At 71.9% G+C, this 25,561-nt stretch carries 24 protein-coding genes; 14 read left to right on the forward strand and 10 right to left on the reverse strand.

The genetic code is table 11. The annotated features are described in order from the left end of the window. Nucleotides 1-14 precede the first annotated feature (14 nt). The 10 genes from WMF12_RS43595 to WMF12_RS43640 all read left to right on the forward strand — a co-directional run bounded on the left by WMF12_RS43595 (nucleotide 15) and on the right by WMF12_RS43640 (nucleotide 11,169). Entirely contained in the window at nucleotides 15-1,256 is a 1,242-nt protein-coding gene (locus WMF12_RS43595; RefSeq protein ID WP_437854599.1) for a TIGR02270 family protein, read from the forward strand. Further along, nucleotides 1,253-3,253 (forward strand): DUF2169 family type VI secretion system accessory protein, encoded by a 2,001-nt coding sequence (locus tag WMF12_RS43600; protein ID WP_437854600.1) that lies wholly within the window; start codon nucleotides 1,253-1,255, stop codon nucleotides 3,251-3,253. The genes WMF12_RS43595 and WMF12_RS43600 overlap by 4 nt, the downstream gene beginning before the upstream one ends. Before the next feature lie 2 nt (nucleotides 3,254-3,255). Beyond that, the gene (locus WMF12_RS43605) at nucleotides 3,256-4,275 is read left to right on the forward strand and encodes a DUF2169 family type VI secretion system accessory protein (protein WP_437854601.1); all 1,020 of its coding nucleotides are present in this window, start codon (nucleotides 3,256-3,258) and stop codon (nucleotides 4,273-4,275) included. Further along, nucleotides 4,272-5,333: a hypothetical protein gene (locus tag WMF12_RS43610; RefSeq protein WP_437854602.1), complete on the forward strand. Its 1,062-nt coding sequence runs from the start codon at nucleotides 4,272-4,274 to the stop codon at nucleotides 5,331-5,333. Before WMF12_RS43605 ends, WMF12_RS43610 begins: the two co-directional genes overlap by 4 nt. A 12-nt stretch (nucleotides 5,334-5,345) precedes the next feature. Next, on the forward strand, nucleotides 5,346-5,831 hold the full coding sequence (locus tag WMF12_RS43615) for a DUF4150 domain-containing protein (RefSeq protein ID WP_437547197.1): 486 nt from the start codon (nucleotides 5,346-5,348) through the stop codon (nucleotides 5,829-5,831). Between the two features lie 80 nt (nucleotides 5,832-5,911). Continuing rightward, nucleotides 5,912-7,321 carry a hypothetical protein gene (locus WMF12_RS43620; RefSeq protein WP_437854603.1) on the forward strand — a complete coding sequence of 470 codons (1,410 nt, stop codon included), beginning with the start codon at nucleotides 5,912-5,914 and terminating at the stop codon, nucleotides 7,319-7,321. Nucleotides 7,322-7,396: 75 nt separating this feature from the next. Continuing rightward, nucleotides 7,397-7,906: a hypothetical protein gene (locus WMF12_RS43625; RefSeq protein WP_437742615.1), complete on the forward strand. Its 510-nt coding sequence runs from the start codon at nucleotides 7,397-7,399 to the stop codon at nucleotides 7,904-7,906. Nucleotides 7,907-7,920: 14 nt separating this feature from the next. Further along, complete coding sequence (locus WMF12_RS43630) at nucleotides 7,921-8,337, forward strand: hypothetical protein (protein WP_437763236.1); 417 nt, start codon at nucleotides 7,921-7,923, stop codon at nucleotides 8,335-8,337. Beyond that, the gene (locus WMF12_RS43635; RefSeq protein WP_437854604.1) at nucleotides 8,334-10,682 is read left to right on the forward strand and encodes a glycosyltransferase; all 2,349 of its coding nucleotides are present in this window, start codon (nucleotides 8,334-8,336) and stop codon (nucleotides 10,680-10,682) included. Before WMF12_RS43630 ends, WMF12_RS43635 begins: the two co-directional genes overlap by 4 nt. Next, entirely contained in the window at nucleotides 10,672-11,169 is a 498-nt protein-coding gene (locus WMF12_RS43640) for a hypothetical protein (RefSeq protein ID WP_437854605.1), read from the forward strand. Before WMF12_RS43635 ends, WMF12_RS43640 begins: the two co-directional genes overlap by 11 nt. A gap of 467 nt (nucleotides 11,170-11,636) precedes the next feature. On the opposite strand, the gene WMF12_RS43645 is transcribed toward WMF12_RS43640, so the two are convergent. Continuing rightward, on the reverse strand, nucleotides 11,637-13,742 hold the full coding sequence (locus WMF12_RS43645; protein WP_437854606.1) for a phosphorylase family protein: 2,106 nt from the start codon (nucleotides 13,740-13,742) through the stop codon (nucleotides 11,637-11,639). Nucleotides 13,743-13,909: 167 nt separating this feature from the next. On the opposite strand from WMF12_RS43645, the gene WMF12_RS43650 reads away from it, so the two are divergent. Both WMF12_RS43650 and WMF12_RS43655 read left to right on the forward strand, forming a co-directional pair. Continuing rightward, entirely contained in the window at nucleotides 13,910-14,053 is a 144-nt protein-coding gene (locus tag WMF12_RS43650) for a hypothetical protein (RefSeq protein WP_437854607.1), read from the forward strand. Continuing rightward, a complete protein-coding gene (locus WMF12_RS43655; protein WP_437854608.1) occupies nucleotides 14,043-14,528 on the forward strand; it encodes a hypothetical protein in 486 nt (161 codons plus the stop codon). Before WMF12_RS43650 ends, WMF12_RS43655 begins: the two co-directional genes overlap by 11 nt. Nucleotides 14,529-14,707: 179 nt before the next feature. Here the strand turns inward: WMF12_RS43655 and WMF12_RS43660 are convergent, their stop codons facing one another. From WMF12_RS43660 to WMF12_RS43675, 4 genes are all read right to left on the reverse strand, one after another. Continuing rightward, nucleotides 14,708-15,868, reverse strand: a complete 1,161-nt coding sequence (locus tag WMF12_RS43660; RefSeq protein WP_437854609.1) for an epoxide hydrolase family protein — start codon at nucleotides 15,866-15,868, stop codon at nucleotides 14,708-14,710. Nucleotides 15,869-15,988: 120 nt separating this feature from the next. Beyond that, a complete protein-coding gene (locus WMF12_RS43665; RefSeq protein WP_437854610.1) occupies nucleotides 15,989-16,678 on the reverse strand; it encodes a helix-turn-helix domain-containing protein in 690 nt (229 codons plus the stop codon). 125 nt (nucleotides 16,679-16,803) lie between these two features. Next, entirely contained in the window at nucleotides 16,804-18,372 is a 1,569-nt protein-coding gene (locus tag WMF12_RS43670) for an MYXO-CTERM sorting domain-containing protein (RefSeq protein WP_437854612.1), read from the reverse strand. 65 nt (nucleotides 18,373-18,437) lie between these two features. After that, nucleotides 18,438-19,025 carry a hypothetical protein gene (locus tag WMF12_RS43675; protein WP_437742628.1) on the reverse strand — a complete coding sequence of 196 codons (588 nt, stop codon included), beginning with the start codon at nucleotides 19,023-19,025 and terminating at the stop codon, nucleotides 18,438-18,440. A 547-nt stretch (nucleotides 19,026-19,572) separates the two neighbouring features. Between WMF12_RS43675 and WMF12_RS43680 the strand changes: the two genes are divergently transcribed. After that, complete coding sequence (locus WMF12_RS43680) at nucleotides 19,573-19,794, forward strand: hypothetical protein (RefSeq protein ID WP_437854613.1); 222 nt, start codon at nucleotides 19,573-19,575, stop codon at nucleotides 19,792-19,794. A gap of 21 nt (nucleotides 19,795-19,815) precedes the next feature. On the opposite strand, the gene WMF12_RS43685 is transcribed toward WMF12_RS43680, so the two are convergent. The 4 genes from WMF12_RS43685 to WMF12_RS43700 all read right to left on the reverse strand — a co-directional run bounded on the left by WMF12_RS43685 (nucleotide 19,816) and on the right by WMF12_RS43700 (nucleotide 23,801). Beyond that, on the reverse strand, nucleotides 19,816-20,466 hold the full coding sequence (locus tag WMF12_RS43685; protein ID WP_437854614.1) for an NAD-dependent epimerase/dehydratase family protein: 651 nt from the start codon (nucleotides 20,464-20,466) through the stop codon (nucleotides 19,816-19,818). A 66-nt stretch (nucleotides 20,467-20,532) separates the two neighbouring features. Then, nucleotides 20,533-21,303, reverse strand: a complete 771-nt coding sequence (locus tag WMF12_RS43690) for a hypothetical protein (RefSeq protein WP_437854615.1) — start codon at nucleotides 21,301-21,303, stop codon at nucleotides 20,533-20,535. Nucleotides 21,304-21,978: 675 nt separating this feature from the next. Continuing rightward, on the reverse strand, nucleotides 21,979-22,374 hold the full coding sequence (locus WMF12_RS43695; RefSeq protein WP_437873951.1) for a GFA family protein: 396 nt from the start codon (nucleotides 22,372-22,374) through the stop codon (nucleotides 21,979-21,981). Between the two features lie 485 nt (nucleotides 22,375-22,859). Continuing rightward, complete coding sequence (locus WMF12_RS43700; protein WP_437742632.1) at nucleotides 22,860-23,801, reverse strand: DUF3829 domain-containing protein; 942 nt, start codon at nucleotides 23,799-23,801, stop codon at nucleotides 22,860-22,862. Between the two features lie 292 nt (nucleotides 23,802-24,093). Between WMF12_RS43700 and WMF12_RS43705 the strand changes: the two genes are divergently transcribed. Continuing rightward, the gene (locus tag WMF12_RS43705) at nucleotides 24,094-24,501 is read left to right on the forward strand and encodes a transposase (protein WP_437873952.1); all 408 of its coding nucleotides are present in this window, start codon (nucleotides 24,094-24,096) and stop codon (nucleotides 24,499-24,501) included. Here WMF12_RS43705 and WMF12_RS43710 read toward each other — a convergent pair. Next, nucleotides 24,498-25,271 (reverse strand): hypothetical protein, encoded by a 774-nt coding sequence (locus WMF12_RS43710; RefSeq protein WP_437854616.1) that lies wholly within the window; start codon nucleotides 25,269-25,271, stop codon nucleotides 24,498-24,500. The two genes, WMF12_RS43705 and WMF12_RS43710, sit on opposite strands and share 4 nt — an antisense overlap. Nucleotides 25,272-25,561 lie beyond the last annotated feature (290 nt).

A 25,561-nucleotide genomic window follows, 5' to 3' on the forward strand; every position in this document is an offset into this window, starting at 1 on the left:
CGGAGCCGAGGCGGATGGTTCACGAGGTGGTGGCTGATCACGCGGAGATGGCGTCGTTCCTCTGGGAGCTCCGCGAGATGGCCGTGAGGTCGCACCACTACACGCTGGCCGATCTCGCGGAGCTCGAGGAGCGCGTCGAGGCCCACCTCGATGGGCTCCGGATCGCGGGGGAGCCCGGCTGGGAGCTCACGCTGGCCGCCCTCTCGACGAAGGATCCAGGCGCGTTCTTCGCGGCGGCCATCGCCGCGGTCGAGGCGCGCGACTACCCGGGCTTCGCGGCCGTGCTCGACGCGACGGAGGAGGCGGACGAGCCCGCCGCCGGCGTCGCGGGCGCCCTCGCGTGGGCGTCGCCGGCCGACGCGTTCGCGATCGTGGCGCCGATGCTGTCGGGGGCGCAGCCGCCGGCGCTGCGCCGCCTGGCGCTGGCCGCGTGCGTCGCGCACCGCCGCGATCCCGGGCAGTTCCTTGGCTACGCGCTCTGCGACGGCGACGCGGCCGTCCGCGCGCTGGCCTTCCGCGCGGCCGGCGCGCTGGGCCGCGCCGATCTGGCGGGTGAGCTCCGCGGGGCGTGGGGCTCGGACGACGAGGCCGAGCGGTTCTGGTCGGCGTGGGCCGGCGCGCTGCTCGGGGCGCGCGGCGCGGACGAGGCGCTGTGGAGCGTCGCCGGGCGGAGCGGCGCGTTCGCCGAGGAGGCGGCCGACTGCGCCGCCCGTGTGAGCCCGCCGGGTGAGGCCCGCCGCCGGATCGAGGCGCTGATGCGATCGCCCGGGCTCGGGCGGGTCTGCCTTGTCGCGGCGGGGGCGCTGGGCGATCCGGCGCTGCTGCCGTGGGTGCTCGACCGGCTGGACGTCGCGCCGCTCGCGCGGCTCGCCGGCGAGGCGCTCTCGCGCATCACCGGCGCGCCGATCGAGGGGGCGCTGCGCGGGGCCCCGGCGCCCGGCTTCGACGCGGGGCCGAGCGACGATCCGCGCGACACGAGCGTGAAGATGGATCCGGACACGCAGCTGCCGTGGCCGCACGGGGCGAACGCGCGGGCGCTCTGGGCGGCGCACCGCGGGCGCTTCGCGTCGGGGGTGCGCCACGTGGACGGCCGCCCGCTGGACGAGGGGGCGCTCGATCGCGTGCTCCGGCTCGGCGGCCAGCGGCGCCGCGCGGGCGCTGCGTTCGAGCGGGCGGCGCGCGCGCCCGGCCGCCCGCTGTTCGACGTGGCCGCGCGGGTCGAGCGGCAGAGGGCCGCGCTCGGGGCGTCGCCGTGAGGGCGCCGCCCGCGCCGCGCGCCCTCGGGCACGCCGCGGCCGCGGTGCGCCCCTTCCGCTCCCGGGGGCGGGTGATGCTCGCGGTGGTCGTCAAGGCGACCTTCCAGCTCGAGCACAAGCGCGCCATGTCGCCGCTCCCGCCCGCGCCGATCGTCGCGGCGGACGTGCGCGCGGCGCGCGCCGCGGCCGACCCGCGCGCCGCCATCTCGGCGGCCGCGGAGATGGCCCCGTTCCTTCCGCGCGCGGACATCCTCCTCGGCGGCCACGCCTGGGCCCGCGGGCGGAGCCCGGCGCCGCTCGTCCCCGTCCGCCTGCGGGTCGGCCTCGACGCGGCCGTCCTCCTCGACAAGGCCCTGCACGTCTACGGCGACCGCGGCGGCAACGGCCGCGGCGCCCCGCAGCCGTTCCTCGCCATGCCGCTCGGCTACGAGCGCGCCCTCGGCGGGGCGGCCGACCCCGACAACCCGGCCGGCGTCGATCCGCGCGCCGGCCGCGCGCCCAACATCATCGACCCCCGGCAGCCGACGCGCGCCGCCGGCCTCGGGCCGATCGCGGCGCACTGGCCCGCGCGGCAGCGCCGGCTGGGCAACGCCGATCCGCGCGGCGTGCAGGCCCCGTGGCCCGTGGTCCCGAACGGCTTCGACTGGGCGTATTTCCAGGCAGCGCCGGCCGATCAGCAGACGCCGTACCTCCGGGGGAACGAGTGGATCCTGATCGAGGGGATGCACCCGGATCTCGACCGCATCGAGGCCTGGTTGCCGGGCCCCGTCGCCGAGGCGCGGGTCGCGTTCGGGGGGGCGGCGCAGCCGCAGGCGTTGCCGCTGGTCGCCGACATGCTCGTGATCGACGCCGATCGCTGGCTTTGCTCGCTCGTGTGGCGCGCCAGCGCGCTGCTGCCGGGCGAGGAGGCCCTCGCCAGCGTCCGGGTCACGGCCAGGGTCGCGCTCCCGGGCGAGGCGGTGCCGTGGGACGTCGCGGCAGCGCCGCCGGCCCGCGCGGAGCGGGCGCAGGCGCCGGCTGCGGCGAGCCCGCAGCGGGCGGCGCGCGGGGCGGCGGAGCATCCGCTGGCGGGGACGGTGGCGCTCGATCCGGAGGAGGCGTCGGCGGCGGCGAGCCCGCAGCGGGCGGCGCGCGGGGCGACCGACCATCCGCTGTCCGGGACCGTGTCGGTCGATCCGGACGACGTCCAGCCGAACCCCGCCTTGCCGTTCCGGTCGCCCGCGGCCTCCGTGGGAGGACCGCACCTCGCGAGGTCTGGCACGGCGGAGATGCCCGCCGCAGCGGGGACACCGCCCGCGGAGCCGCGGCGCGGCGGCCTGCCCTTCGTGGCGCCGGCGGCGGGCGCAGCTTCCAAGGCGCTGCCGTTCGCGCCCGCCGCCCCGTCTCCCCCGGGCGCCCGCGATGGCGCGGCGGCGTGGGCGCTGCCGTTCGCCGCCCCGGCCGCGGCGTCGCCTGCGGCGCCGGTCCGAGCGCCGGCGGCGTCCGGCGTGCTGCCGTTCGTATCGCCGGCGGCAGCGTCCGGCGCGCTGCCGTTCGCGCCAGCGCCGTCCGCGCCCGTCCCCGCTGCTCCCCAGGCGCCGTCCGCGCCCCCTCCCGCGCCGTCCGCGCCGGAGCGCTCCTCGCCATGGGTGTCGGGCGCGGCGCCCCACGCCGCCTCGGAGCCGCGCTCGCCGTGGGCGTCGGGCGCGGCCGCGGCCTCGGCGCCCGCCGCCTCGCCGCCGCCCGTCGCGCCGTCGTACACCCTCGCCCAGCCGCGCATCGCGCCGTCGTACGCCCTGGGATCGTCGCCCGCCGCCCCACCCTGGCCCGCCGCGGCAGCCGCCGCCCCTGCCCGGCGCCCCGCGCGCCCGCGCCGGCAGCGCCTCGCCCCGGACGCGCGCCCCTCGTCGGAGCCGCTCATCCCCCCGCGCAAGCGCCGCCCCGCGAAGGTCGCGGCCGACGGCCTCGGCGCCTCGTTCCTCCGCTCGGTGCCCGACGCCGCGCCCACGCCCAGCTGAACATGGATCTCCGCAATCGAACCCCCTTCGTCGCCGAGCGCATCGTCCACGTCGACGCCGCCGGCGCCGAGGTGCTCGTCGTCCTCGTCAAGGCGACGCTCGCCATCCACGCTGGCGGCCGCCTCGCGCCCGCGGCCGAGCAGGTGCCGCTCCAGCACGCCGACGCCTTCCACGGCGAGCCGGGCCTCTCGAGCGTGCGCTACGAGAGCGACCTCGCGCCGCACAAGGTCGGCACGGACGTCGTGGTTCTCGGCCACGCGTACCCTCCCGGCCGCCGCGACGCCGAGGTCCAGGTCTCCGTGCGTGTCGGCCCGATCCGCACGACCCTCGCCGTCTTCGGCGACCGCACCTGGGCGCGCCCCGCGTCCCCCGCGCCCTTCGAGCGGATGCCGCTCGTGTACGAGCGCGCGTTCGGCGGGCGGGACGAGTCCGCCGAGTCCGCCGCCGACCACGAGGTCGAGCCGCGCAACCCCGTCGGGCGCGGGTTCCGGGCCCGCCGCTCGCTCGTCGACCTCGCGCAGCTCGCCATGCCGAACCTCGAAGATCCCAGGAAGCCGCTCCGCTCGCCGGACGATCGCCCCGAGCCCGTCGGCCTCGGCTTCATCGGGCGCAGCTGGCAGCCGCGCCTGCGCTACGCCGCCACGGCGCCCGACCCCTCGTCGCCGCCTCCTGCCGGGTCGCCGCCTCCCGCCCCGTCGCCGTTCCTGCCTGCCGCCTTCGACCCTCGCTACCACCAGGGCGCGCACCCGCGCCTCGTGGCCACGCCGCACCTGCGCGGCGGCGAGCCGGTCGAGCTCGTGCACCTGAGCCCCCTCGGCCCGCAGCGCTTCTCGCTGCCCCGCGCGGCGCCTCGCGCCGTGGTCCTGATCGACTCCGAGCGCCGCCCGCTCCCGCTGGTCCTCGACACCGTGGTCCTCGAGCCCGACGACCTCCGCGCCGTGCTCGTGTACCGCGGCGCCATGTCCGTCGGTCGCGATCTCTTCCGCGTGCGCCGCATCGAGGTGGAGCCCGCGCCCGCATGAGCACCGGAGCCGTCATCACCGCCGCCGGCATGGTCACCGCCCTCGGCGACACCGCCGCGTCCACCACCGCCGCGGTCCGCGCCCGCCTCACGCGCTTCCGCGAGTGGCCGAGCTACCCCTGCCTCCCCGCCGACCCGCCCCGCCCGGAGGAGCCCTTCTCCGTGGTCGCGGCGTACACCGATCTCCCCCGCGCGCTCGACCTCCCGGTCCGCTTGCTCGCGCTGGCGCTCCAGGACCTCGCCACCTCCGGCGACCTCGCGCGCGCCGACCTGGAGGACGCCTCGTTCTTCCTCGCGCGCCCCTCGCCCGGCCCCGCCGCGCACCACCACGAGCTGCGCGACGCCTTCCGGGAGCGGCTCGCCGACGCCGCCGGGGTCGACGCCGTGACCCGCGGCCTCCTCGCCCCCGACGGGCACGCGGCGATGCTCCTCGGCCTGGCCCACGCGGCGCGCGCGGTCGAGGCCGACCCCGGCACGCCCTGGATCGTGGCCGGCGCCGACTCCCAGGTCGACGTGGGGCTGCTCGAGGCGCTCGACCACGCGCGCCGGCTCAAGAGCCGCCGCAACCTCGACGGGTTCATCCCGGGCGAGGCCGCGGCCGCGCTGCTCGTCGAGCACCGCCGCCGCGCCGAGGCCCGCGGCGCCCCCATCCTGGCCGAGATCGAGGGCTCGGGCGCCGGGGAGGAGCAGAGCCCCATCGAGAGCGGCGATCCCCCCTCGGGCGAGGCCCTCGCCGCGGCGCTCGCCGCCGCGTGCGCCGCGGGCGGCCCGCCCGCGTGGGTCCTCTGCGATCTCAACGGCGAGAGCTACCGGGCCAAGGAGTGGGGGCTCGCGCGCGTCCGCGCGCCCGCGCTCCTCGGGGGCGTCCGGGCGCTGTGGCACCCCGCCGACGGCTACGGCGACGTCGGCGCCGCGACCGGCGGGTGCCTCGCGGCCGCGTGCGTGCGATCGTTCGAGCGCGGCGCGTCCCCCGAGGCGCGCGCCGCGCTCTTCGCGGGCTCCGGCGACGGGACGCGCGCCGCCGTGTGCCTCGTCTCGGCTGCAGCGAAGAAGGCGTGAAGGAGGAGCGATATGCCTGTCACCGTAGGAGTCAACTCACGCACGGTCGTCCACGCCGCGAGCAATGGAATGACCATCGCTTTTCCGGACGTGTGCCTCACCCCCGCGCCGCCCGCGCCGCCGGTCCCCATCCCCTATCCCAACATCGCCATGTCGTCCGACGCCGCGAGCACTGCGAAGAACGTCAAGGCCGACGGCAACCCCGTCTGCCATCAGGACAGCAACTTCTCGCGCAGCAGCGGCGACGAGGCGGGCACGAACGGGGGCGTCGTCTCCGGCGTGAACATGAACAAGGCCGAGTTCATCAGCTACTCGTTCGACGTCAAGGTCGAGGGGAAGGGCTGCGCCCGCGCGCTCGATCTCATGCTCCACAACAGCAAGAACACCCCGCCCACGCCGCTCGTCCAGCCGCCGCTCATCGTCATCGTCATGGAGGAGCCCCCGCCCGCGCCCGAGAACCCCAAGGACTGGGGCGTCGACAAGATCGAGGTGTTCTGAGGGGGCGGCCGCGGAGCGAGCCTCGACCCGCGCCGCGCTGATGGACCGGACTCCCCGCTGATTCGTCCTGGAGCTCTCGCATGCCGACGATCAAGCAATACGTGAACCTCCCTGCCGCCGCGACGGGCGTGAACGGCCCTGTGCGGCAGCTGCGCGTCACGCCCAACCAGGTGCCCAACGTCGCGCCCGGCGATCGCGTGGACTGGTGGATCGAGCCCGACCCGGGCAACGAGAACCTCGCATTCCAGTCGCTGACCGAGCGCACGCGGCTCGCGCACGGCGCGGCCCCCGGCGTGACGGTCGGCGCCGGGCACCACTTCGACAACACGCTCACGTTCACGCACATCGGCGGCGACAAGTACACGATCAAGGCGTCGCGCGACGGGCAGCGGGCGCAGTTCCTCGCCACCGATGAGTTCCAGACGTGGCGAAAGCTCTATTATACGGTCTGGTACTCCGGCGCGCAGACGCTCGCGACGTACAACAACATCGATCCGCGGTTCGTGGGCGAGTTCGCGCGGCACTTCATCGAGCTGGAGCGCAGGGCGGTCCTCCCGGCGCTCGCGACCGTGGACTCGGCCCGCGTCGACTTCCAGAGCCTGTCGCAGCAGGCGGTCAGCTCGCCGACCTTCGACTGGCCGTTCATGAACGGCGGCCCGAACGCGCTGCTCAACCTGCGCGTCGGCGGCGTGCCCCCCGGGGGAGGCACGCTGACCGACAAGCCGCTTCACATGGCCTTCCTGCTGGTGCCGAACTGCTATTACACGCAGCTGGAGCGGCGCGCGTTCCCCACGGCGAACAACGCGGTCGGGAGCATCACCACGTTCCGCACCGTGTGGCGCGACCCCACGAACGGCAACAACTTCATGTGGACGGCGCAGGCGTCGTGGCCGGCGGCCGGCGCCACCGACGTGCGGGCGTACTTCACCTTCACGCCCGGGTCGCCGAACCGCGTGAACTGGAACCTCACCACGCTGCCGGGCCTCACGGCCCACCTCGCCACGCCGGGCAACACGTACAACCTCACGTTCTCGTTCATCTGGAAGAGCTCGATCAACGGCTACAGCTGGGGCAATTTCTGCGTCGTCGGGTGCACGGGCCCCGGCCGGAGCGAGACGGCGGTCCTCGGCACCTTCGTCCACGAGATGGGGCACGGCATCGGGCAGACCGTCCGGCAGGAGCCGCAGTACAGCGCGACCGGCGTGGCGCTCGCCACGCAGCTCGCCAACCCCCGCTGGTACACCGACCAGTTCGGCGGGCAGGGCCCGCACTGCAACACGAACGCAGGCCTCACGCCGGACCCGTCCACCACGTCGGGCCAGCGGTACGACTGGTGGCCCGCGCTCGGTGGGCGGCTCTGCACCATCTACCACGCCGGCCATAACAACCGCGACGACGGCGTCTTCTGCCCCGTGTGCGCCCCGCGCATCCGCCGCGTGCGCCTCGACACGCCGGCGCAGACCTCCCGCAACTGGAACCACTTTGGCTGAACCTCGCGGGCGGGGCGGGGGCGCGCTGCTCTCTCGACCCCGCGCCCCGCGCCGCGCCCACGTCGAGAGGACCCCATGGAGATCGAACCCCGGACACCCTTTGGTTTCGCCCCCCACGCGGGCTCGCCCGAGATCGCGGCCGGCAAGGAGGCCATCCGACTCGCGATCTCGCGGGTGTCCTTCGCGGCGGGCACGGTGGAGCTCGACGTCTCGGCCTCGTTCCTGTTCCCGGACGCCGTCGCGAGCCGCTACCGTGACGTCGAGGAGTCGATGGTCCTCGTCGTCCACGACATCGAGCAGGCGGACGGCGGCGCCCTGCTCGCGCGCAACACGTTCATCGAGTTCCCGGCCGGCGAGCGCGACGGCCCGAACCAGCTCGCCGAGCCCGCGCTGCCGATGCCGGGCCGCGGCAGCCTGGCGTCCGAGGGGTACCAGGGCGCCTGGCTCAACGTCACCGTCGCGTTCCCCTGCGCCGTGGCGGTGCCCCGTTACCGGCCGAGCGTCTATGTGTACCTCGTCCTCGAGAACTACGTGTCGAACGTGATAGGCATCGATCTCGTCGACAAGAAGGCCATCGAATTCTGACCGGCGGTGAACCCATGCTCGTCCGATCCGTCTCTTTCGGCCTGACCGCGGAGACACCCGCGACCTCCGGCGCGGGCGTCGTCCTCGCCGAGCCGGGCCCGCCCACCGTCGAGGGCGGCGCCCTCGTCCACGTCGTCCACGGCAGCTCGCGGGTGCCCGCCGTCGATATCGAGGTCGAGCGCGCCGAGGTGCTCCGCGGCGTCTTTCTCACGCTGATCTACGCCCCCGCGCAGGGCGGCGTCACCGTGCCTCTGCTCGGGCCGAGGCTGGTCTTCCCCGACGACATCGACGACGTGGGCGCGGACCTCGTGGGCAGCTTCCGGTGCGAGATCGTCCTGGCACCCCGGGTCGGGGCGTTCTATCTGCACGCGGCGTATCGCCAGTACGTCTCCAACGTGGTTCGCCTCATGGCCCCGCCCGGTGCCCGATGACGCCTGTTTATTCCGTTATCGTCGTCACGTGGAACAACCTCCAGTACACGGCGCGATGTGTGGACGCCCTCCTCCGCACGCTCCCCTCGGACGCGGAGGTGGTCTTCGTCGACAACGGCTCGGAGGACGGCACGCCCGCTTACCTCACCGACGTCGCGCGCCGGCTCGGGGACGCCGCCAAGACGGTCTTCCTGGACGAGAACCTCGGCCTGGCCGGCGGCGCGAACCGGGGACTCGAGGTCGCGGCCGGGGAGTACCTGGTGCTGCTCGACAACGATGTCGTGGTGACCCCGAGGTGGCTGGAGGGGCTGCGGGAGTGCATGGAGGAGGCGCCGCGGGCCGTGCCCGGCGCGCGGCGCGTCGGGCTCGTCGGGCCCGTGACGAACAGCGCGCGCGGCCCGCAGAAGGTGCAGAACCCGCCGCCGTTCCAGCCGGAGGCGCTGAACGAGCTCGCTGCCGAGCACCGCGAGGCGTTCCGCCGGCGGTGGGCGCCGTCGTTCGCCCTCTCGACCTTCTGCCTGATGATGCGCCGCGAGGTGGTCGCCGAGATCGGCGGGCTCGACGAGCGCTTCTTCCCGGTGGGCCACGAGGGCGCCGACCTCGCCTTGCGGGCGCAGGAGCGCGGCTTCGAGTGCATGATCGCGAGCGACGTGTACGTGCACCACGAGGGGAGCGCCACGCTGAGCAAGGCGTTCCCCGGCGCGCAGGGCGGCCTCGGGGCCGCGGAGCTCTTCTTCGAGAAGTGGCGCGCCCGCCGCGCCGGGAAGACGCGGCTCGTGGCCGCGTACCGCGTCAGGGACGCGGAGGCGACGCTGCGCGAGAGCCTCGACGCGACGGCGCGGTTCGCCGACGCGATCGTCGTGCTCGACGACGGATCGACGGACGGGACGGGGGCGATCGCCCGGTCGCACCCCGCCGTGGCCAGGTACGAGCGGACGGAGCTGCCGCCGGGCGTGGATGGACGGCGCGATCGCGCCCTGCAGATGGCGGCGGAGCTCGCCCCGGACTGGATCCTCGCGGTCGACGGGGACGAGGTGTTCGAGATGGACCGCGCGCGCGCCGAGCGGCTCATGCAGCTCGCCGATCCGCACATCAAGGCGCTCGGCTTCCACTGGTACACGTTCTGGGAGCCGACGCGCACGTACTTCCGGGCGGACGGCGCGCTCGGGGCCATGTCGGGGTACCGCATGTACCGGAACGAGCCGGGTCTGCGCGTCGCCCGGGGGGCCGAGGGCGGCCTGCCCGGCGGCGGCATCCCCGAGATGCCGGACGGGTGCGGGCGCTTCACCGACGTCCGCGTGCGGCGGCTCGGCTACGACACCGAGGCGTCGCGGCAGGCGCGGATCGCGCTCCACGGGCGGCCGGGCGCGGCGCGCGTGGGCGCGCCCCCCGAGCTGGCCGATCTCGCGAGCAACACGGTGACGCTGCGCAGGTATGCGCCCGCGTCCGGCGTATCGCTCTGCATCATCGCGAGGAACGAGGCGGAGCGGCTGGAGCGGTTCCTCGCGTTTCTGGAGCCGTTCGTCGACGAGATCTGCATCGTCGACAACGGCAGCGACGACGCGACGGTCGAGATCGCGCGGAGGTTCACCGACCGGGTGCGCGTCCACCGGACGGACCGGCTGGACCTGGCCGAGGTGCGCAACGTGGGCCTGGAGATGGCCACGCGGCCCTGGATCTTGAGCCTCGACCCGGACGAGGAGCTCGCGCACTGGGATCTGCCGCGCGTCGTGCGGCTCATGGACGACCTCGACGTCCACGCGTATTCCTTCGAGATCGCCAATCACCAGAAGGACGGCCCGCCCGTCATGACGATCGCCGTGCGGCTGTTCCGCAACGACGCGCGGATCCGGTACGGGCGCGCCGTCCACGAGACGGTGCAGCCGAGCCTCGACCGCCACCCGGAGCTCGTCGTCCGCCCGGCCGGCGTGGAGATCCAGCACTACGGCTTCCTGAAGGACGACGGCGTCATGGAAGAGAAGCTGTCGCGCTACCTCGAGGCGAACCAGCGCATGCGCGAGGAGGATCCGGCGGATCCGATGCCCTGGTACAACGAGGGGCTCCACCTCCTGAACGACGGCCGCGACGACGAGGCGATCGCGTTCCTCGAGAGGGCGATGGTGCTCGGCCAGCGCTTCCTCTCGCCGCGATCGAGCCTGGCGCAGATCTACCAGCACCGGGCGCTCGCGCTGTGGCAGAGCATGGTCGCCGAGCTCCCGCCGGGGCACCCCGTGCGGCCGACGGCGGAGGAGAGCGCCGCGGTGCTGGGCCGCATCACGCCGGCGCGGATGCTGGTGGGGCAGGCGCGCAGGCGCAGGCTCCAGGGGCCGTCGCATGGCGATTGAGGGGCGGCGCGCGTTCATCGCGCAGGTGACCGCGGGGGCTGGCCTCGTGGCGCTCGGCGGGTGCGGCGGCGCGCCCGGGGCGGCGGGTGCGCCTGCGGGGGCGAGGGGCGGGGCTGCGGCGGGGAAGGCCGCCCCTCCGGCAACGGGCGGGGCGGGCGCGGCGCCTGTCCTCGAGGCCGCCCTGCAGGGCGCCGTGCTCGCGCTCCGCTACCGGTACCCGAGCTCCCTCGGCGAGCGGCTCGCCGCGGCGCCGTGGGCCGCCACGCTCGTGGTCGCCATCCACCCCGCGTCGGCGTCCCCCGCCTGCCGGAGCCTCGCGAGCGGGGCGCTCCGCACCGAGGCTCCCGTGCTGGATCAGGGGATGTTCCGCGCGGCGGCCGAGGTCGATCTGGCGGAGTTCTTCGGCCTGAAGGCGCCGTTCGTGCGCTATGTGCACGCGTCGTTTCTTCACCTACGGTCCGACGTGCTGCGCGTCGCGGCCGGGTGAGCCATGAGGGACGCACCGCCGGCTCTCGCTCATCTGAGCGGCGCTGAACATCTCCGGCAAGAGCGGTAGCGGCACCGCGACGTCGTCGACGAGTACCGTGCCGAGCTGGGCGTAGCGTGAACACACGCCCCGCCCCCGTCATGGCGAGCGCACGCCGCCGTCGTCGAGGCACAGTTGCGCCCGGAGCACGCCGCCCCAGCCCTGCGACGGGGCAAGCGGGTGTCTGATGGGTCAAAACGAAAACGGCTCGCCAGGCGCCGTCCCCGCGCGGCTTGACACGGGCGAAAGTTCTACGGTTTTCTATCCGCGCTCGCCCGCTGCGGGCTCTGTGCCGTCAGCTTCGGTTTCCGCGGATCTTCGTGGTTAGATTTCTGCCAGCGCGCGGGGTCGCCGGTGCTCAGCCGTCGATTCTCTTGAGCGTCGGGCGCCTCGTAACGCCGCGGGCCGCGGGGGCGATGAAGGTGACTTCAGCGCGGCTTGAGCAGGGGTAGCGCGCGGTAGAGGCGCTCCAGCTCGTCCTCGACTTTGTTGAGAGACGTCACCGCGTTGTCACGCTTCCACTCATCTTCGTCGCTAGCGGGGGAGGCTAGCGCCGCGATCGCTGCGGTAAGCCGCGACCGCTTGTGCTTCAGGCGGGCGGCGAGCTCCGCGGCGAGCTCGATCGTCGTCTTTGACGGGAAGACATTGATGACGAGGACCTCCGCGCCGTCGGAGAGCCGGAGCAGCCCGGTGCCCGAGGCCCGGACCGTGTTCGGATCACACCACAGCGAGCGCGGCCGCTTCTCGGGGTCGATGGACAGGAGCTGCCCGAGCATGTCGGGGAAATCGCGACTCGAGTGACGGCCATTGGGCATCGGTCCGAGCGCGACTGGATCGAAGAGACGCCGCGATGCCGGCGGGATCTCCCGGCCGGTGATGCCATAATAAATGGTTGCCCCGAGGGCGTACAGATCGCTGGCCGCGCTAGGCTCACCGCGGAGCTGCTCCGGCGGCGTGTAGCTGCCGTGCCCGACCGGCGCCGCGCTCGCCGCTTCGTCGGCCGTAATCACGAATGTGCTATCCACGAGGAGGAAGGAGAGCAGGAACTGCTCGCTCTCCGGGCCGAAGACTCCGTACTTGATTCCTGGCATATCGCGCAGGAGGCCCGCCGCCTGCGCTTCAGGCGTGGCGAGGAGGAAGATGTTGTCCGGATGGACGTCGCGGTGAATGAGGCCCGCGCCGCGGAGCTTCTCGAGTGTGGAGTCGAGCTGCTCGCAGAAGCACTCGAGCACCGAGCCGGTCAGTCCGCCGACGCCGCGCACTATCGCCTGCGAGAGGCGGGTCCCCCGGATATACGGCATCTCCTCGTACACATGATTCGCGTCGTGCCAGATCCGCTGTGGTGCAAGGACGTTTCCGCCGCCCAGACCGGCGAGCCGCTCCAGCGCCTTGATCGAGATCCGGCCGCGCTCCGAGCGCTTCACGATGCAGATCCGGCCTGTCTCTTCGGCGCGGACCCGGAGGACCTCGCTGTAATGGCCACGGTACACGGTGCGAAGCACGTCGTACCCGTCGAGCGGCGACGCCCGCGCTGCGGGGCTCGGGGCTGCGGGCTGCGCGCGCGGCGCCGCCGTGGGGCGCGGCGGCTGCGCCGGCGAGAAGAGCAGCGGGGGCGCGCCGGAGAGCGCGCGCTCGGGCGCCACCCCCGCCGGTTCCCGCGGCGGGATGGGACATGTGCGCAGGAACGCCGCCATAAACGCCGCCGCCGAGTGGCAGGCGTACTCAGTCCAAGCCGGATCTCGCGTGAAGCCGACGATGTCACTGATGCCCCGGATGGCGAGGAACGGGACATCGCGGCCCTGCGCGGCCCGGTGCACGCCCCCCGACTCCATCTCGATCGCGAGAAACTGCCGCGCCGCCCGCAGCCACACCTGGATTCGCTCGGCGTCCTTCACCAGCTTATCGCTCGATGCAAGGGCTCCGGCGGTCACCTTCGGCGTGCGATCCCCGCTCCAGAAATGGCGCTCCAGCGACGCCCGGACCTTCTCCTGCCAGTCCTGGTCCCCGTAGAAGCGCTCGGGGGTGAGCTCCACGCGCGGGCGCGGAGCGCCGATGGACTCCGGTGTGTTCCAGGCGCCGAGCTCGTCCTTAATGGCCGGCAGGTTGGCCGCGAGCATGGCCGCCTCGCGGTGGATCGGCCCGCCGCCCGCCACGTACTCGTGCGATCCATCCTTGAGGACGGCCTCGACGCTGAAATCGATGATGCGCGTCGAGACTACCACGTCACCGAGCGTGAGCTCGTGGGCCGGCGCTCCCCCCGCGATCCCGGTCACGAGGAGCCAGCGGGGAGCGAGATCCTCGAGCAGATCGCGCGCCGCATCGAGCGCCTCGCCATTGCCCTGCTCGAGGCACCGGATGACGGCCAGCGAGTACGAGCTGGATCCGTTGAGAGTCATGCGGCGGAGGTTATAGACGCGGCGGCCGCGGGCGATGCCGATCCTCTCCGGGAGGCGCTGGAGCACGGCCTCGAATTCGTCCTCCCGGATCGTGATGATCCCGAAGTCGATCCCGCCCTTCCACTCAGCCGCGTCCATCCGGCAGGATTGGACCGCAGCCGGACTCCCCGCGTCAAGGGGAGTTCGCCCACGTGGGAGGCTCCTCACGGGCTCGAACTGCGCGACTTGCCTCGGGCTGACAGAACATTCGTCTCTTCGCTCCGACACGCGCCAGGAGGAGCAACGCCATATTCAACCGCCAGAGCATGGTCGCGGAGCTCCCGCCGGGGCACCCGGTGCGCCCGACGGCGGAGCAGAGCGCCGCGGCGCTGGGCCGCATCACGCCGGGGCGGATGCTGGTGGGTCAGGCGCGCAGGCGCAGGTTCCAGGGGCCGTCGCATGGCGATTGAGGGGCGGCGCGCGTTCATCGCGCAGGTCACCGCGGGGGCCGGCCTCGTCGTGCTCGGGGGGTGCGGCGGCGCTCCCGGGGCGGGGGGCGCGATCGCGAGGGCTGCGGGGGCGAAGGCCGCCCCTCCGGCATCGGGCGTGGCGGGCGCGGCGCCTGTCCTCGATGCCACGCTGCGGGGCGCCGTGCTCGCGCTCCGCTACCGGTATCCGAGCTCCCACGGCGAGCGCTTCACCGCTGCGCCGTGGGCCGCCACGCTCGTGGTCGCCATCCACCCGGCGTCGGCGTCCCCCGCCTGCCGGAGCCTCGCGAGCGGGGCGCTCCGCACCGAGGCTCCCGTGCTGGATCAGGGGATGTTCCGCGCGGCGGCCGAGGTCGATCTGGCGGCCTTCTTCGGCCTGAAGGCGCCGTTCGTGCGCTATGTGCACGCATCGTTTCTCCACCTCCGGTCCGACGTGCTGCGCGTCGCCGCCGTGTGAGCCGAGCGCGAGCACGCCATTCACGGCCGAGCGCGCAGGGCGTGAGCCGCGGAGCTGCGCCACGCGACCCAACGTGGGAACCGACGGCGCTCGGGTTCGACGCGCAGCCGTGATGGCAGGGCCGGCGGCCCGGCTCCCCCCGCCGGCGTGGGCGCGCAAGTCGTGTGGACAGGCAGGCCCTAGGACAGCGAACCGAAGAACTCCCGCAGATCGACGGCCAGCGCCGTGGGCGTCTCCGTCGCCAGGAAATGCCCGCCGCGCGCCAGCTCGGTCCAGCGCACGATGTGGTGGTCGCGTTCGGCCAGCCGGCGCACCGCCACGTCCTGCGTCAGCGACACGGCCACGGCCGTGGGCACGGTGCCGCGCGGCTTGGGCACCCAGCCGGACGGGTCGTTGAAGGCTTCATAGTACAGGTTGGCCGAGGGGCCGCTGGTGCCGGTGAACCAGTACAGGCTCACGTTGTCCAGCAGCGCGTCCAGGCCCACCGCGTCCTCCGGCAGCGCGGCCGCGGGATCGGTCCATTCCTTGAACTTCTCGACGATCCAGGCCAGCTGCCCCACCGGCGAATCATGAAGCCCGTAGCTGAGCGTCTGCGGCCGCGTGCCCTGGATGTGCGCGAAGCCCATCATCCGGTCGCGGAAGTTCTGTAGCCGTTCCAGGCGCTGCTGCTCCGAGGCCGTCAGGCCTTCCAGCTCGGCGGGGTCGCCGGAGGGAAACGTCACCAGCGCATTGCAGTGCACGCCTCTGACATGCTCGCTGTCGATGCGGCCCAGCTCCGCCGCGATGAACGCGCCCACGTCGCCGCCTTGCACGCCGTAGCGTGTGTAGCCCAGGCGCTGCATCAGCGCCGCCAGCGCACGGGCACAACGGCCGTGGTTCCAGCCGGCGTCGGCCAGCGGCATCGAGAACCCGTGACCCGGGATCGACGGGATCACCAGGTGGAAAGCCTGCGATGGGTCGCAACCGTGGCGGCGCGGGTCGGACAGCGCGTCCACCACGCGGTCGAACTCGGCAAAGCTGCCGGGCCAGCCGTGCAGCAAGAGCAGGGGCTGCGCGTCCGGCTCGGGCGAGCGCAGGTGCACGAAGTGGATCGTCTGGCCATCGATCCGGGTGGTGAACTGCGGGCGGCTGTTCCAATGGGCCTCGCAGCGCCGCCAGTCGTACTGGTGCTGCCAGTGCGCCGCCAGCCGCTGCAGGTAGGCCACCGGCACGCCCCTCACCCAGTCGCCGCCCGGCAGTTGCGCCGGCCAGCGCGTGCGCGCCAGGCGTTCGCGCAGGTCGTCGATGTCGGCTTGCGGAATGTCGATGCGGAAGGGGTGGATCTCGGAGTCGCGGTGCATGGGCGTCCTCGGGTTGGTCGATATCGCCGGTGCGAGCCGGCGACGCGACCGTATCCACCGGCGTGGGCCCGGTCTTGGAAGAAAACGACAGGCTCACGCCTCGCCGGACCGCCTGGGCCCTCAGCGCCCAGGCCGGGGCCGGGCCGCAGCCCGCGCCACTTCGCCGGGCGTCCTGCCCATGATCCGCTTCAGCGAATTGCCCAGGTGCGCCTGGTCGGCGTAGCCGCAGGCGGCAGCCACGTCGGCCGGCGCATCGCCATGCATCAGCTGCTGCAGCGCCGCCTGCGCGCGGTGGATCTGCGACAGCTGCTTCGCCGTGAGACCGGTGGCGCTCAGGAACCGGCGCTGCACCGAGCGCAGGCTGGTGCCGGCGGGATCGCCTTGCAGCACGCGAAACACCACCGGATCCGCCACCAGCAGGCCGGCCCCGATGAGGCGTGCCACCAGATCGTCGGCGTTCTCGAAGTCGGGCACCTCGAAGGCTTGCGGCCCCAGCAGGAACGAGCGCGAATTCGCCAGCGGGCGCAGCACGCCCTGGTCCAGCATGCCCGTCGCGGGCACCCCCGGCATGAACACGCCTGGCCGGAAGGCGATGCTCAGGTACTCGTCGCCGGTCTCGTAGCCCAGCGTCACCGGGTGCGTGATCAGACCGGTATGTAGCACCTGCAGCCGGCCGCGGCGCTTCATGAACACCAGGTCCCAGCAGCCGTCGGGCAGGGACTGGTCCTGCGCGTCGTCGCCGTAGGCGACGTGCGAGATCCGCTGCACCAGCGCATGGTCGCTGCCGCGGATGGAGCGCGTGGTCCTCATGGACAGCTTCCCTTCGTCATGCTGCGCAGTATGGCCGACCCGCGCCGCCAGGCGAATTCCCACGCCGGGCGCGGGCGGCTGCGGTCCACCGCGAGCCCGGGTGGATCGCAGTCGCCCCTCTCCAGCTAACTGGCGTCGCTCAGCGATGAGGAGGCCTGTCGTCGCCGGAGGGCGAACGCGGCGAGGACCGCCGTCAGGAGGCCAAGGGTGTGATTCCCGCCGACGCCCGCGGCGCGGCAGCTGCAGCCCCCGCCGTCACTGGAGGTGTCGCCGCCCCCGCCGGCCGCGCCGGTGCCGCTGCCTGCGCCCGTGCCGCCCGTGCCGCCTGCCTCACCCCCGCCCGAGCCGGTGGTGCCGCCGCCCATCCCGCCCGAGCCGGTGGTGCCGCCGCCCATCCCGCCCGAGCCGGCGGTGCCGCCGCCCGCGCCCCCGTCGCCGGAGGGCCCCGGCGGCGGCACCGTCGCGCAGTCGCCGAGCGAATGTTCGAGCGCGCCGAGCGTGAAGCTCCCGCTGCCCGGCCGCCCGCGCGCGCAGTAATCGTCGGTCACCGCGGCCTCGGCGGGCGCTTCGCCGACGAGCGACGCCACATCTCCTTTGAGGTGCAGGTCGCCGAGACTCGGATTTTCGTACCACGTTTGGAACGTCGCGAGTCCCACCTCGGCCAGGTTGTCACTCTCCTGATGCGTGCCCCCGTCGCGGTCGCGGATCTTGCCCGTGAGCACGTTGCCGCGCGCGACGCCGCTGGTCGTCGCGAAGCGGAAGTCGATCCCGCTCGTCGCGATCAGCGTATTGAAATGAAGCCGCGTGTCCGTCGCGCGGTTCAAATAGATCCCGACGTCCGAGCAGCTCGCGATGATGTTGTTCCGCATCGTTCCGCCGGTGTGCTCGACCTCGCAGGGCACGTCGGGGTCGTAGGCCGGGGCGCAGTACTGCGCCCCCGTGCCGCCGCCGCCGAACGACAGCCCGATGCGCGCCCCGTCCGGCGAGCCGGCGGTGGTGCAGACGACGAGGTTGCGCTCGAAGAGCCCGTCCGAGCCGCCGCTCTTCATGAACGCGGCGTAGCTCACGGTGTCGCCGCCGTCTTTCTGGAAGTCGTGCAGGTAGCTGTCGCGCACGGTCCAGCGCTTGCCGCCGTCGATGTTGATCTTGGTGACGGGCCTGCTGGTCCTGCGCGGGTGGGTGTCGAACAGCTCCGATCGCTCGATCAGCCCGTCGTCGGGGGCCGTCCAGACGCCCTCCACCTGCGCGGCGTTGATCTTGAGCTGGGCGTTGAAGTCCCGCACCTTCGAGCGGCGGAGGGTGAAGCGGCTGGCAGCGCCGAACACGTGGAACGCATGCTCGCAGTCCGAGTCGTCGGCGCAGACGCCGCGGATATCGAGGTCTTCGAAGTGCCAGTTCGGGCCGCTGACCTTGAAGCCTTCGAGGCCCGACAGCTCGACGATCGCGCCGAGCGGCTCGGCGGCGCGCACGACGATCGGCGCGGCCTCGGTGCCTGCGGCCGCGCAGGAGACGCCGTCGAAGGCGTAGGTGCCCGAGGCGAGGACGATCTCGTCGCCGGCCTTGGCCGCGCCGATCGCGGCGACGAGCTCGTCGGTGGTGCCGACCGGCACGACGGCCGCCGCGGCGGGGGCGGCGAGGAGGAGGAGGGAGGTGAGCAGGGCGAGCGGAGCGACGGGCGCGCGGCGTAGCGACATGGCTGCAAGAATGCGCGGGTGCGCTCGTCCGTCAAGACGGCGCGTGCGACGTGTGACGGCCGTGCTCACGCGCGCGGGGCGAGCACCTGAAAGCGCCGTCCGCTGGATAACACGTACGGGTCCTCGCCGGTTGCGAGCACGTCGTGCCGCTGGCTCAGCTGATGACCCGGCTGGCAGCAGGCGAGCGTGTAAGCGACGTTCCAGCGCAGCCGGGCGAGGACATCGTCGATGGGGACGTGGGCGTGCACGAACGTGACGAGCACGGGCATGTCGGGCAACGCGTTGAGCCGTTCGATGGCCGTGAAGACGTCGGCGCGTTGCCAGGCGAAGCGGCGGACGCCGAATCTGGTGCGCCAGGCCTCGACCAGCGGCTCGTTGAGCACCGGATCGACGCTGACGTTCTCAGCCTCCGTCTTCAGCGCGAACAACGCCCCGGTGCGGGCGTGGGCGCCGTCGCCGACGTGGATGACCCGGCACGGCGCGCCGGACATGAAGGGCCGCAGGTGCTCGAGCGCCGAATAGCTCTCGGTCATTTCTTTGGCGGGGCGCGTGGCTTTGGCGAAGAGCGGCCACAGGGCTTCGAACGACCCTCGACGCATCAGGCGATCCAGGTAGTCGCTGCTCGCTGGGCCAGCGTCGGTGTGCGGATTCACGGCGGTCGTTCTATCACCGGGCGCCGGAGCGCGTGGCCCAAAGCGAGAGCTCGACCGTTCGCCGTCAGCTTTGTTGGCATTTTTAGCGGGAAATTGAACAGGGAGACGGGGAAATTGGTGGGATTTTATTCCTCGTCTCCCCGCCTCCTTGTGAATTTTCCCGACAAATTCGGGGGGATGCTTCAGCTCGCCGTCCAGAGCCGCTTTCCGTCATCCACCGCGATCGTGCTGGTTCGCGCCCTCTGGTACATTCGAAGCCGAGATCGATCCTTTGCCCGCCTTTTGGCTTTCGGAGGCTCCATGTCCTCTCGTTCCCGCTCGCTCCCGCCCGCGCTCGCCGCCCTCGGGGTCGCCGCCCTCGTCTCGCTGCCCGGCCAGGCGCGCGCCGACGGGCAATACACTTTCTCGGGCGGGGTCTCCGTGTCGCTCTCGTTCGGCCAGAAGCTCGCCTTCGGCCTGGGCGCCGACCTCCGCGCGGCGGTGGCGCCTGAGGCCAGCGCTGCTCCCGCCTCCGGCGGCGCGCGACGCCGGCCGGCAAGCGGCGCTCGTGCGGATGGCGCTCGAGGCGTGGCACGACGGCTGTCTCGGTGAGGGCGCGGCGGCGACCCGGGCGCGCCGGTCGCTCGCGGGCGCGAAGGACGCGGGCGTGCGCGCGGCGCTCGGCGAGATCGCGCGCGCCGAGGCCGACGCCGCGTGGGACGAGACGTGGGCGGCGGCGCGGCGCGACGGGGAACGGATGCTCAAGCGGACGCTCGCCGTGGTCGGCTGATCCCGGTGAGGGGCGCGCGAGCTACGCCGAAGCGAGCGCCTTGATGTCGGCGACCTCGAGCACCTGCTTCGGCGCCCCGCTCGTCACGGAACGCACCATCGCGCGCTCCACTTCTTCGAGCTTCAGGGCCGGGAACACGAGCTTCATGAGCGGGACGAGCGGAAGCAGGAAGCGGTAGGCTCGCTTCAGGTTCTTCTGTCCCGGCACCGGCGTCATCAAGCCCGGCCGGAAGTTGTAAACGCCGCGAAAGGGCAGGCGCATGAGCGCGTTCTCGGCCTTGCCCTTCACGCGCGCCCACATCACCCGGCCCTGCTCGCTCGAGTCGGTGTGCGCGCCCGAAACGTGCGTGAGCACCATGCCGGGATTGAGGCGCGCGAGCGCCGTCGCGAAGGCGAGCACCGTATCGTACGTGATCGCCGTGTAGTCCGCCTCGCTCATGCCGACCGAGCTCACGCCGGCGCAGTAGAAGCACGCGTCGTAGCCCGAGAGCCGCGCTTCGAAGGCGCCGAGCTCGCGAAAGTCGGGGATCAAGCACTCCTCGAGCTTCGGGTGCGCGTGCCCCGACGGCCGGCGTGCCACCGACAGGACCCGCTCGACCGTGGGATCCGCGAGACAAGCGAGCATCACGCCTTCGCCGACCATGCCGGTCGTTCCGGTGACGATGACCTTCATGGCCGCCATCTTCGACACGAAGCGCCGACGGCGTAAACCCTGGAACGAGCGAGCGTACCCTTTCTTTCACCTGGATGGCGGCCTCCGGATCTCGATCCGATTCGTGTAGCTGCCGGCGGCGTGACCCACGCTGTCCCAGCCGCGCCCCACGCTCGTCCCGGCCAACGTGAGCGTGAGGTAGGCCGCGGACGAAGGGGCGTTCGAGGCGAGCCCGAACTCGAACGCATTCTGGGGCAGGCCCCAGCCGGCGGTGGGTGAGAGCTCCGTCGAGAGCTGCCGTGACCAGTCGCGGAAGACGATCGTCGCGAGCTCGCGGGGTGGCGACTCTCCCTTCTCGACGAGCACGACACTCAGGGGTTCGCCGCGGGCGAGCCGGCCTTCGCCGAGCGTCGTGAACGGCCCCTTCTCGGCATCGCTCGCCTGGACGACGCGAAACGCGCCGCCGGCGTCGAGGTACGCGAAGCGCGCGGGCGCGCCGAACGGATAGTCGAAGTGGATCACCTCGACAACGACCTCGGGGCAAGGCGAGAACCGCAAGCCGAGCCGGCGATGGCCGGTGATCGAGACGCGCGTGAAGGAGTTCAGGTGCGAGAACACGGGCACCTGAAGCGCGGTTCGTGCGTCGATGGCGGCAGATTGATCCGAAGTGGCCCTCACGCGCAGGCTCCCCTCGTCCGCGTAGTCCACCGCGAGCTCGCGATCGGCGCGCTCGAGACGACGAACGGGCGAGTCGCCGCGCCATTGCAGGGGCGCGAACACGGTCCAGAAACGATCCGGCGAGCGCGAAATGAACTCGAGCCGCGGCTCGACGACGATGCCCACCGCACCCGCCTGCACCGAGACCTCACCCGAGTCCGGTACCGCTCGAAGCCACGGAGCCACGTCGAACGAAGCGGGCCCAGCGAGTGCTCGCGTCCAACGATCGCCGCCGAGCTCGACTTCGGGCGCAGCAAACGGAGCTGTCGAGGGCTCCGGCGCCCGCTGCGCGGCCACGAACCCCGCACCGCAAACGACACCGGGCAGCGCAGCGAGCCAGGTCAGCCGCGGCGGGACCCCGAACCGCCACCACGCCATCGCGAGGCCCAGCGACAAGACCACCGCCAGACAACCCGCACCGAACGCGACCGTCCCGCCGCTCTCCGAAAACATGGTCCCCGCAGCGAGAGCAACCCCGAGCCACGCCGCCGGAAAGAGCAACAGCAACACACGCGCACCCGTCGACCGTCGCGCGGCCAGAACACCGACGGCGATCACGCTCCCGACCGCGACCGCCGGCAGGGCGCGGTTCGCGAAGAAACGCGCGTGAAGGAGGGGAAAACCGCCGGGAAGCAGCTCCCAAGCTGCAATCGCGGCGGCAGCATGCGCGAGCAACGCCAGCGACCACGACACCCCGACGAGCGCCGCCGAGGTCGCTCTGGAGCGGCCAGCTGCTCCGCGATCAGGAGAACTTCGTTCTTTCAGAAGCCAGCTGCTCCTTGGACTCGCCGGAGGGGTTAGGCGGCGCTGTGAGGCTCATGCCATGTGCTCGATGCCAGCGGGCATGTTGACCCAAGAGTGCATGCGCTCCTCGTAGACCGAGAACGTTGGGGCTGGAAACTCAGGATCGGCGAATGCGCCAACGGGTATTGCCACGGACTCTGGATGACCTTCGAGGGTGTAGTAGACGGTGGCACCGCAGCGAGGACAGAATCTGAATGTGCTTCTTGTGCCTTCGTCTCCGACGCGGACGTACTCGACGCTCTCGCCGACGATGGTGACTGCTTCGCTTGAGAAGCGAGCCTGAGCACCGAAGACGCTGCCGGTACGGCGCTGGCACGCTAGACAGTGGCACACCGAAACGCGAACAGGCTCGCGAGCAGTTCTCGCTTGTAGTTGGCCGCAGCTGCAGGATGCTATTCGAGGTGTCATGGGCAGTGAAGTGGTTTCCATTGCGCCGCCTAACTATCAGTCGATTGGTCAACCGAAACCGCCGGACCAGGTCCGTCTAGCTCGTCGCCTTTTGTAACCTCCCCCCACGGAAAGTCTCACGGATCGGCTCTGCGCCGCAAGGCTCAAATGCTGTCCCGCGCCATAGGGTAGACCCGTCTAACACCGGCGGCAGTCGCTGCCTTTCCAGGGGGCCGGGGGCGGGTGGAGGGGAACGGCGGACGCGCTCCTACGCCGAAGATCCCGCTTGTGAGGTACCATGGCGTGATCGCGCCTCGCTCGTCGTGGCGCTCTCTCGTGACGCCCAAACCCCCCGCCCAGCTTGCCAATCAGCGGCATGACCACAATCTGGGCCCCTTCCCTCCCGTGGGCGCTCGCCCGCTCTTTTTTTGGACACGCTACACAGTCACGCCCCGGACGAGAACCGTGTTTCACGGTGCCGGCCAGGGCGCGTGCCGGATCCAGCGCTATTTCAGCAGGTTGTTCGCTTCGAGGCTTCGGAGCGAGTTCGAGAGGCTGACCAGGTTGTTGTAGTTCGAGGTCATGCTCTCGCTGATCGAGTCGAGCTGCTCTTCCTTTTCCTTGCCCTCGATGCCGCGCTTCAGCTTCTTCGCCTCGGCGAAGAAGCGGTCGGCGGCGTCCGCGTAGGCCTTGAACGTCGCCTGCGGCGTGCCCTTCCCCTTGGTGAAGGCCTGGAGCTCGTTGTACGCGGTTTCGACCGTCGGATAGAGCGCCAGGAAGCCGTCACGCTTCACGCTCACGAGCTTGTTCGCCTGATGATTGAAGTAGCGAAACTGGTAGCTGTACGTGTTCTTGTCGGTGTGTTCCTTGAGCTCCTCCTCGGCCTGCTTGAGCGCGATCTCGGAAAGCGCCGTTTCGAACTTGTTGATGTCCTCGCGAAACGCAGCGGCCTCCTGCAGGAACTGGGTGTGCAGCGTCTTGCCCTTGGCGCCCTTGTCGTCCTTGAAGTCCTCGGCCTGGAAGTAGCCGTGCACGGACTTGTAGGTGACGGCGACCTTCTCGATGTCCGTGACCGTCGCGCTCGCGAGCGGTTCCAGGTGCTTGAGCGAATCGGGCGCGATCTTCGCGGCCGCCGCGAACTCCTTCTTCGCTTCGGCGATCTTGCCCTCGGCCGACGTGTGCTTGGGAAACAGGTGATGCTTCTTGCCTTCCACCGGCCCACTCTCCGGGAACTCCCGGTAGTAGTTCTTGATCATGTCCTGCGGGTCGCCGATCAGCGCGTTGAAGCCAGTCGCGTAGTGACCCATCGCCTCTACCGCCGTGGAGCTCTTCGCTGGATCGTTCGAGTTCCCCTGCACGGCGTCGGTGGCCATGCCCGCGATCTTCTTGCAGGCGGGAGCGCCCGCCGTCACGAGCACCAGCGCCAACACCCTGTACAAAGCACGCATCGCTGCTCTCACCCTTTTTTTTCGTGGTTTTCTGCCCATCGGAGAGCCGCCTATCGTACGAAGTCGATAGGCAGGTCTTCCTGCTCGAGCCACATTACCTCGAAAGTCGTCCGCGTTTACACACCTTTCGCGAGCGCCGCTCGGCACATGGCCGGCCGGTGGATCGAGACATAAAGAAACGCGCACCTCGCTCACTTCAGTCGTGAGTCGTACCCAACAATGCGGGCCAGCGAGCCTGATGCAAGAACCGCGCCTGCCTCAAGGTGACGGCCGATGACGAAACAGTCTGGCCATCGCCGCGGATGACGATCAGGGTCGCGAGAGGCTCGTGCGGTACTGCATCCGCCCGGCCTTCGCACTCGATCGAATCGAGCTCCTGCCCGGCGGGGGCATAGCGTACTTGATGAAGACACCTCGGCGGGGACGCACTCACCGCGTCATGAGTCCAATGGAGTTCATGGCCCGGCCCGCGGCTTTGTTTCCTACGCCGAAGCTCCCGCTTGTGAGGTACCATGGCGTGATCGCGCCTTGCTCGTCGTGGCGCTCTCTCGTGACGCCCAAACCCCCGGCCGCCGTCGTCGAGGCACGGCTGCGCCCGGAGCACGCCGCCCCAGCCCTGCGACGGGGCAAGCGGGGGTCTGATGGGCCAAAAACGGCTCGCCAGGCGCCGTCCCCGCGCGGCTTGACACCGACGCGCTAGCGCGCCCCACGCGCGGCACCCACGCGCGCAATCGTGCCCATCCATCCGATCACCGAAAGCGCCGCGAGCTTCTGAAGCGCTGGCAAAAAGACGTGGCAGCCCGGCACCGCGATCGCATACGCGTAGTACGCGGCGTCCGCGCTGCCGAGCGCGAGCGAAAACGCACCGAGCCACGCCGAAAAGCGCAACGGTGACGAGCGGCTTTCGCCCGCATTGCCCCGTGCAAACGCGCCGGTCACGCCCAGGAGCGTCGCCAGCAGCCCGGGGATCGTCGCGACGAATACCGACACTTCGTGGAGCAGCGGCGAGACCACGGACGGCAGCCACGCGATCAGGTTCGTGCCGGCGGCGGAGAGCAGCCCGAGCACCCGAACCGTGCCGCCGAGCCGGCCGCCGAGCAGGGCGCCGTGAACCCACCAGAACGGGACGAGCGCGAGGGAAAAGCAGACGAACGAGGCCTGCGCGAGCGAGCGCGCGCGCGTGTTCTCCACCCCGCGCTGGGTCACGGGCTGCGTGAGGTCGCAGAAGAAGTTGCCCCAGAATTCGTAGCCGGGCGCGTTCGCGTCGCAGAAGGTGCCGCCCGGATACGCGGCCGCGGCGAGCGCGGTGAGGACGAGAAACGCGGAGACCCCGACCAGGATCAGAGCGGGTGCGACGCGGGTAGGCTGCCCCACGCGCTCGAGAATAGCACGAGGGCCGAGGCGTTCCGGGTTATGCTTGAAGCTCTGGCGCGCCCGGGCCGCTTCACCATGGTGTATCGCGTCACGCACGTCACGAGCGACGAGTACGCGGAGCCCGTTTCCATCTGGCACAACGAGGCGCGGCTCACGCCGCGGTCCACGAGGCCTGGAGCACGCCGCCCCAGCCCTGCGACGGGGCAAGCGGGTGTCTGATGGGCCAAAACAAAAGCAGCTCGTCAGGCGCCGTCCCGGCGGGGCTTGATACGGGCGAAAGTTCTACGGTTTCCTATCCGCCCCATCGCGCCAACCTACAACGACGGTGCGGCGCATGGCCGGGGCTGGCCGGCGATCTTCCCGCAGGCGCGCGGCGCCTTGGAGGG

The organism is Sorangium sp. So ce363 (assembly GCF_051520435.1).
In the GTDB taxonomy this organism is placed as follows: domain Bacteria; phylum Myxococcota_A; class Polyangia; order Polyangiales; family Polyangiaceae; genus Sorangium; species Sorangium cellulosum_B.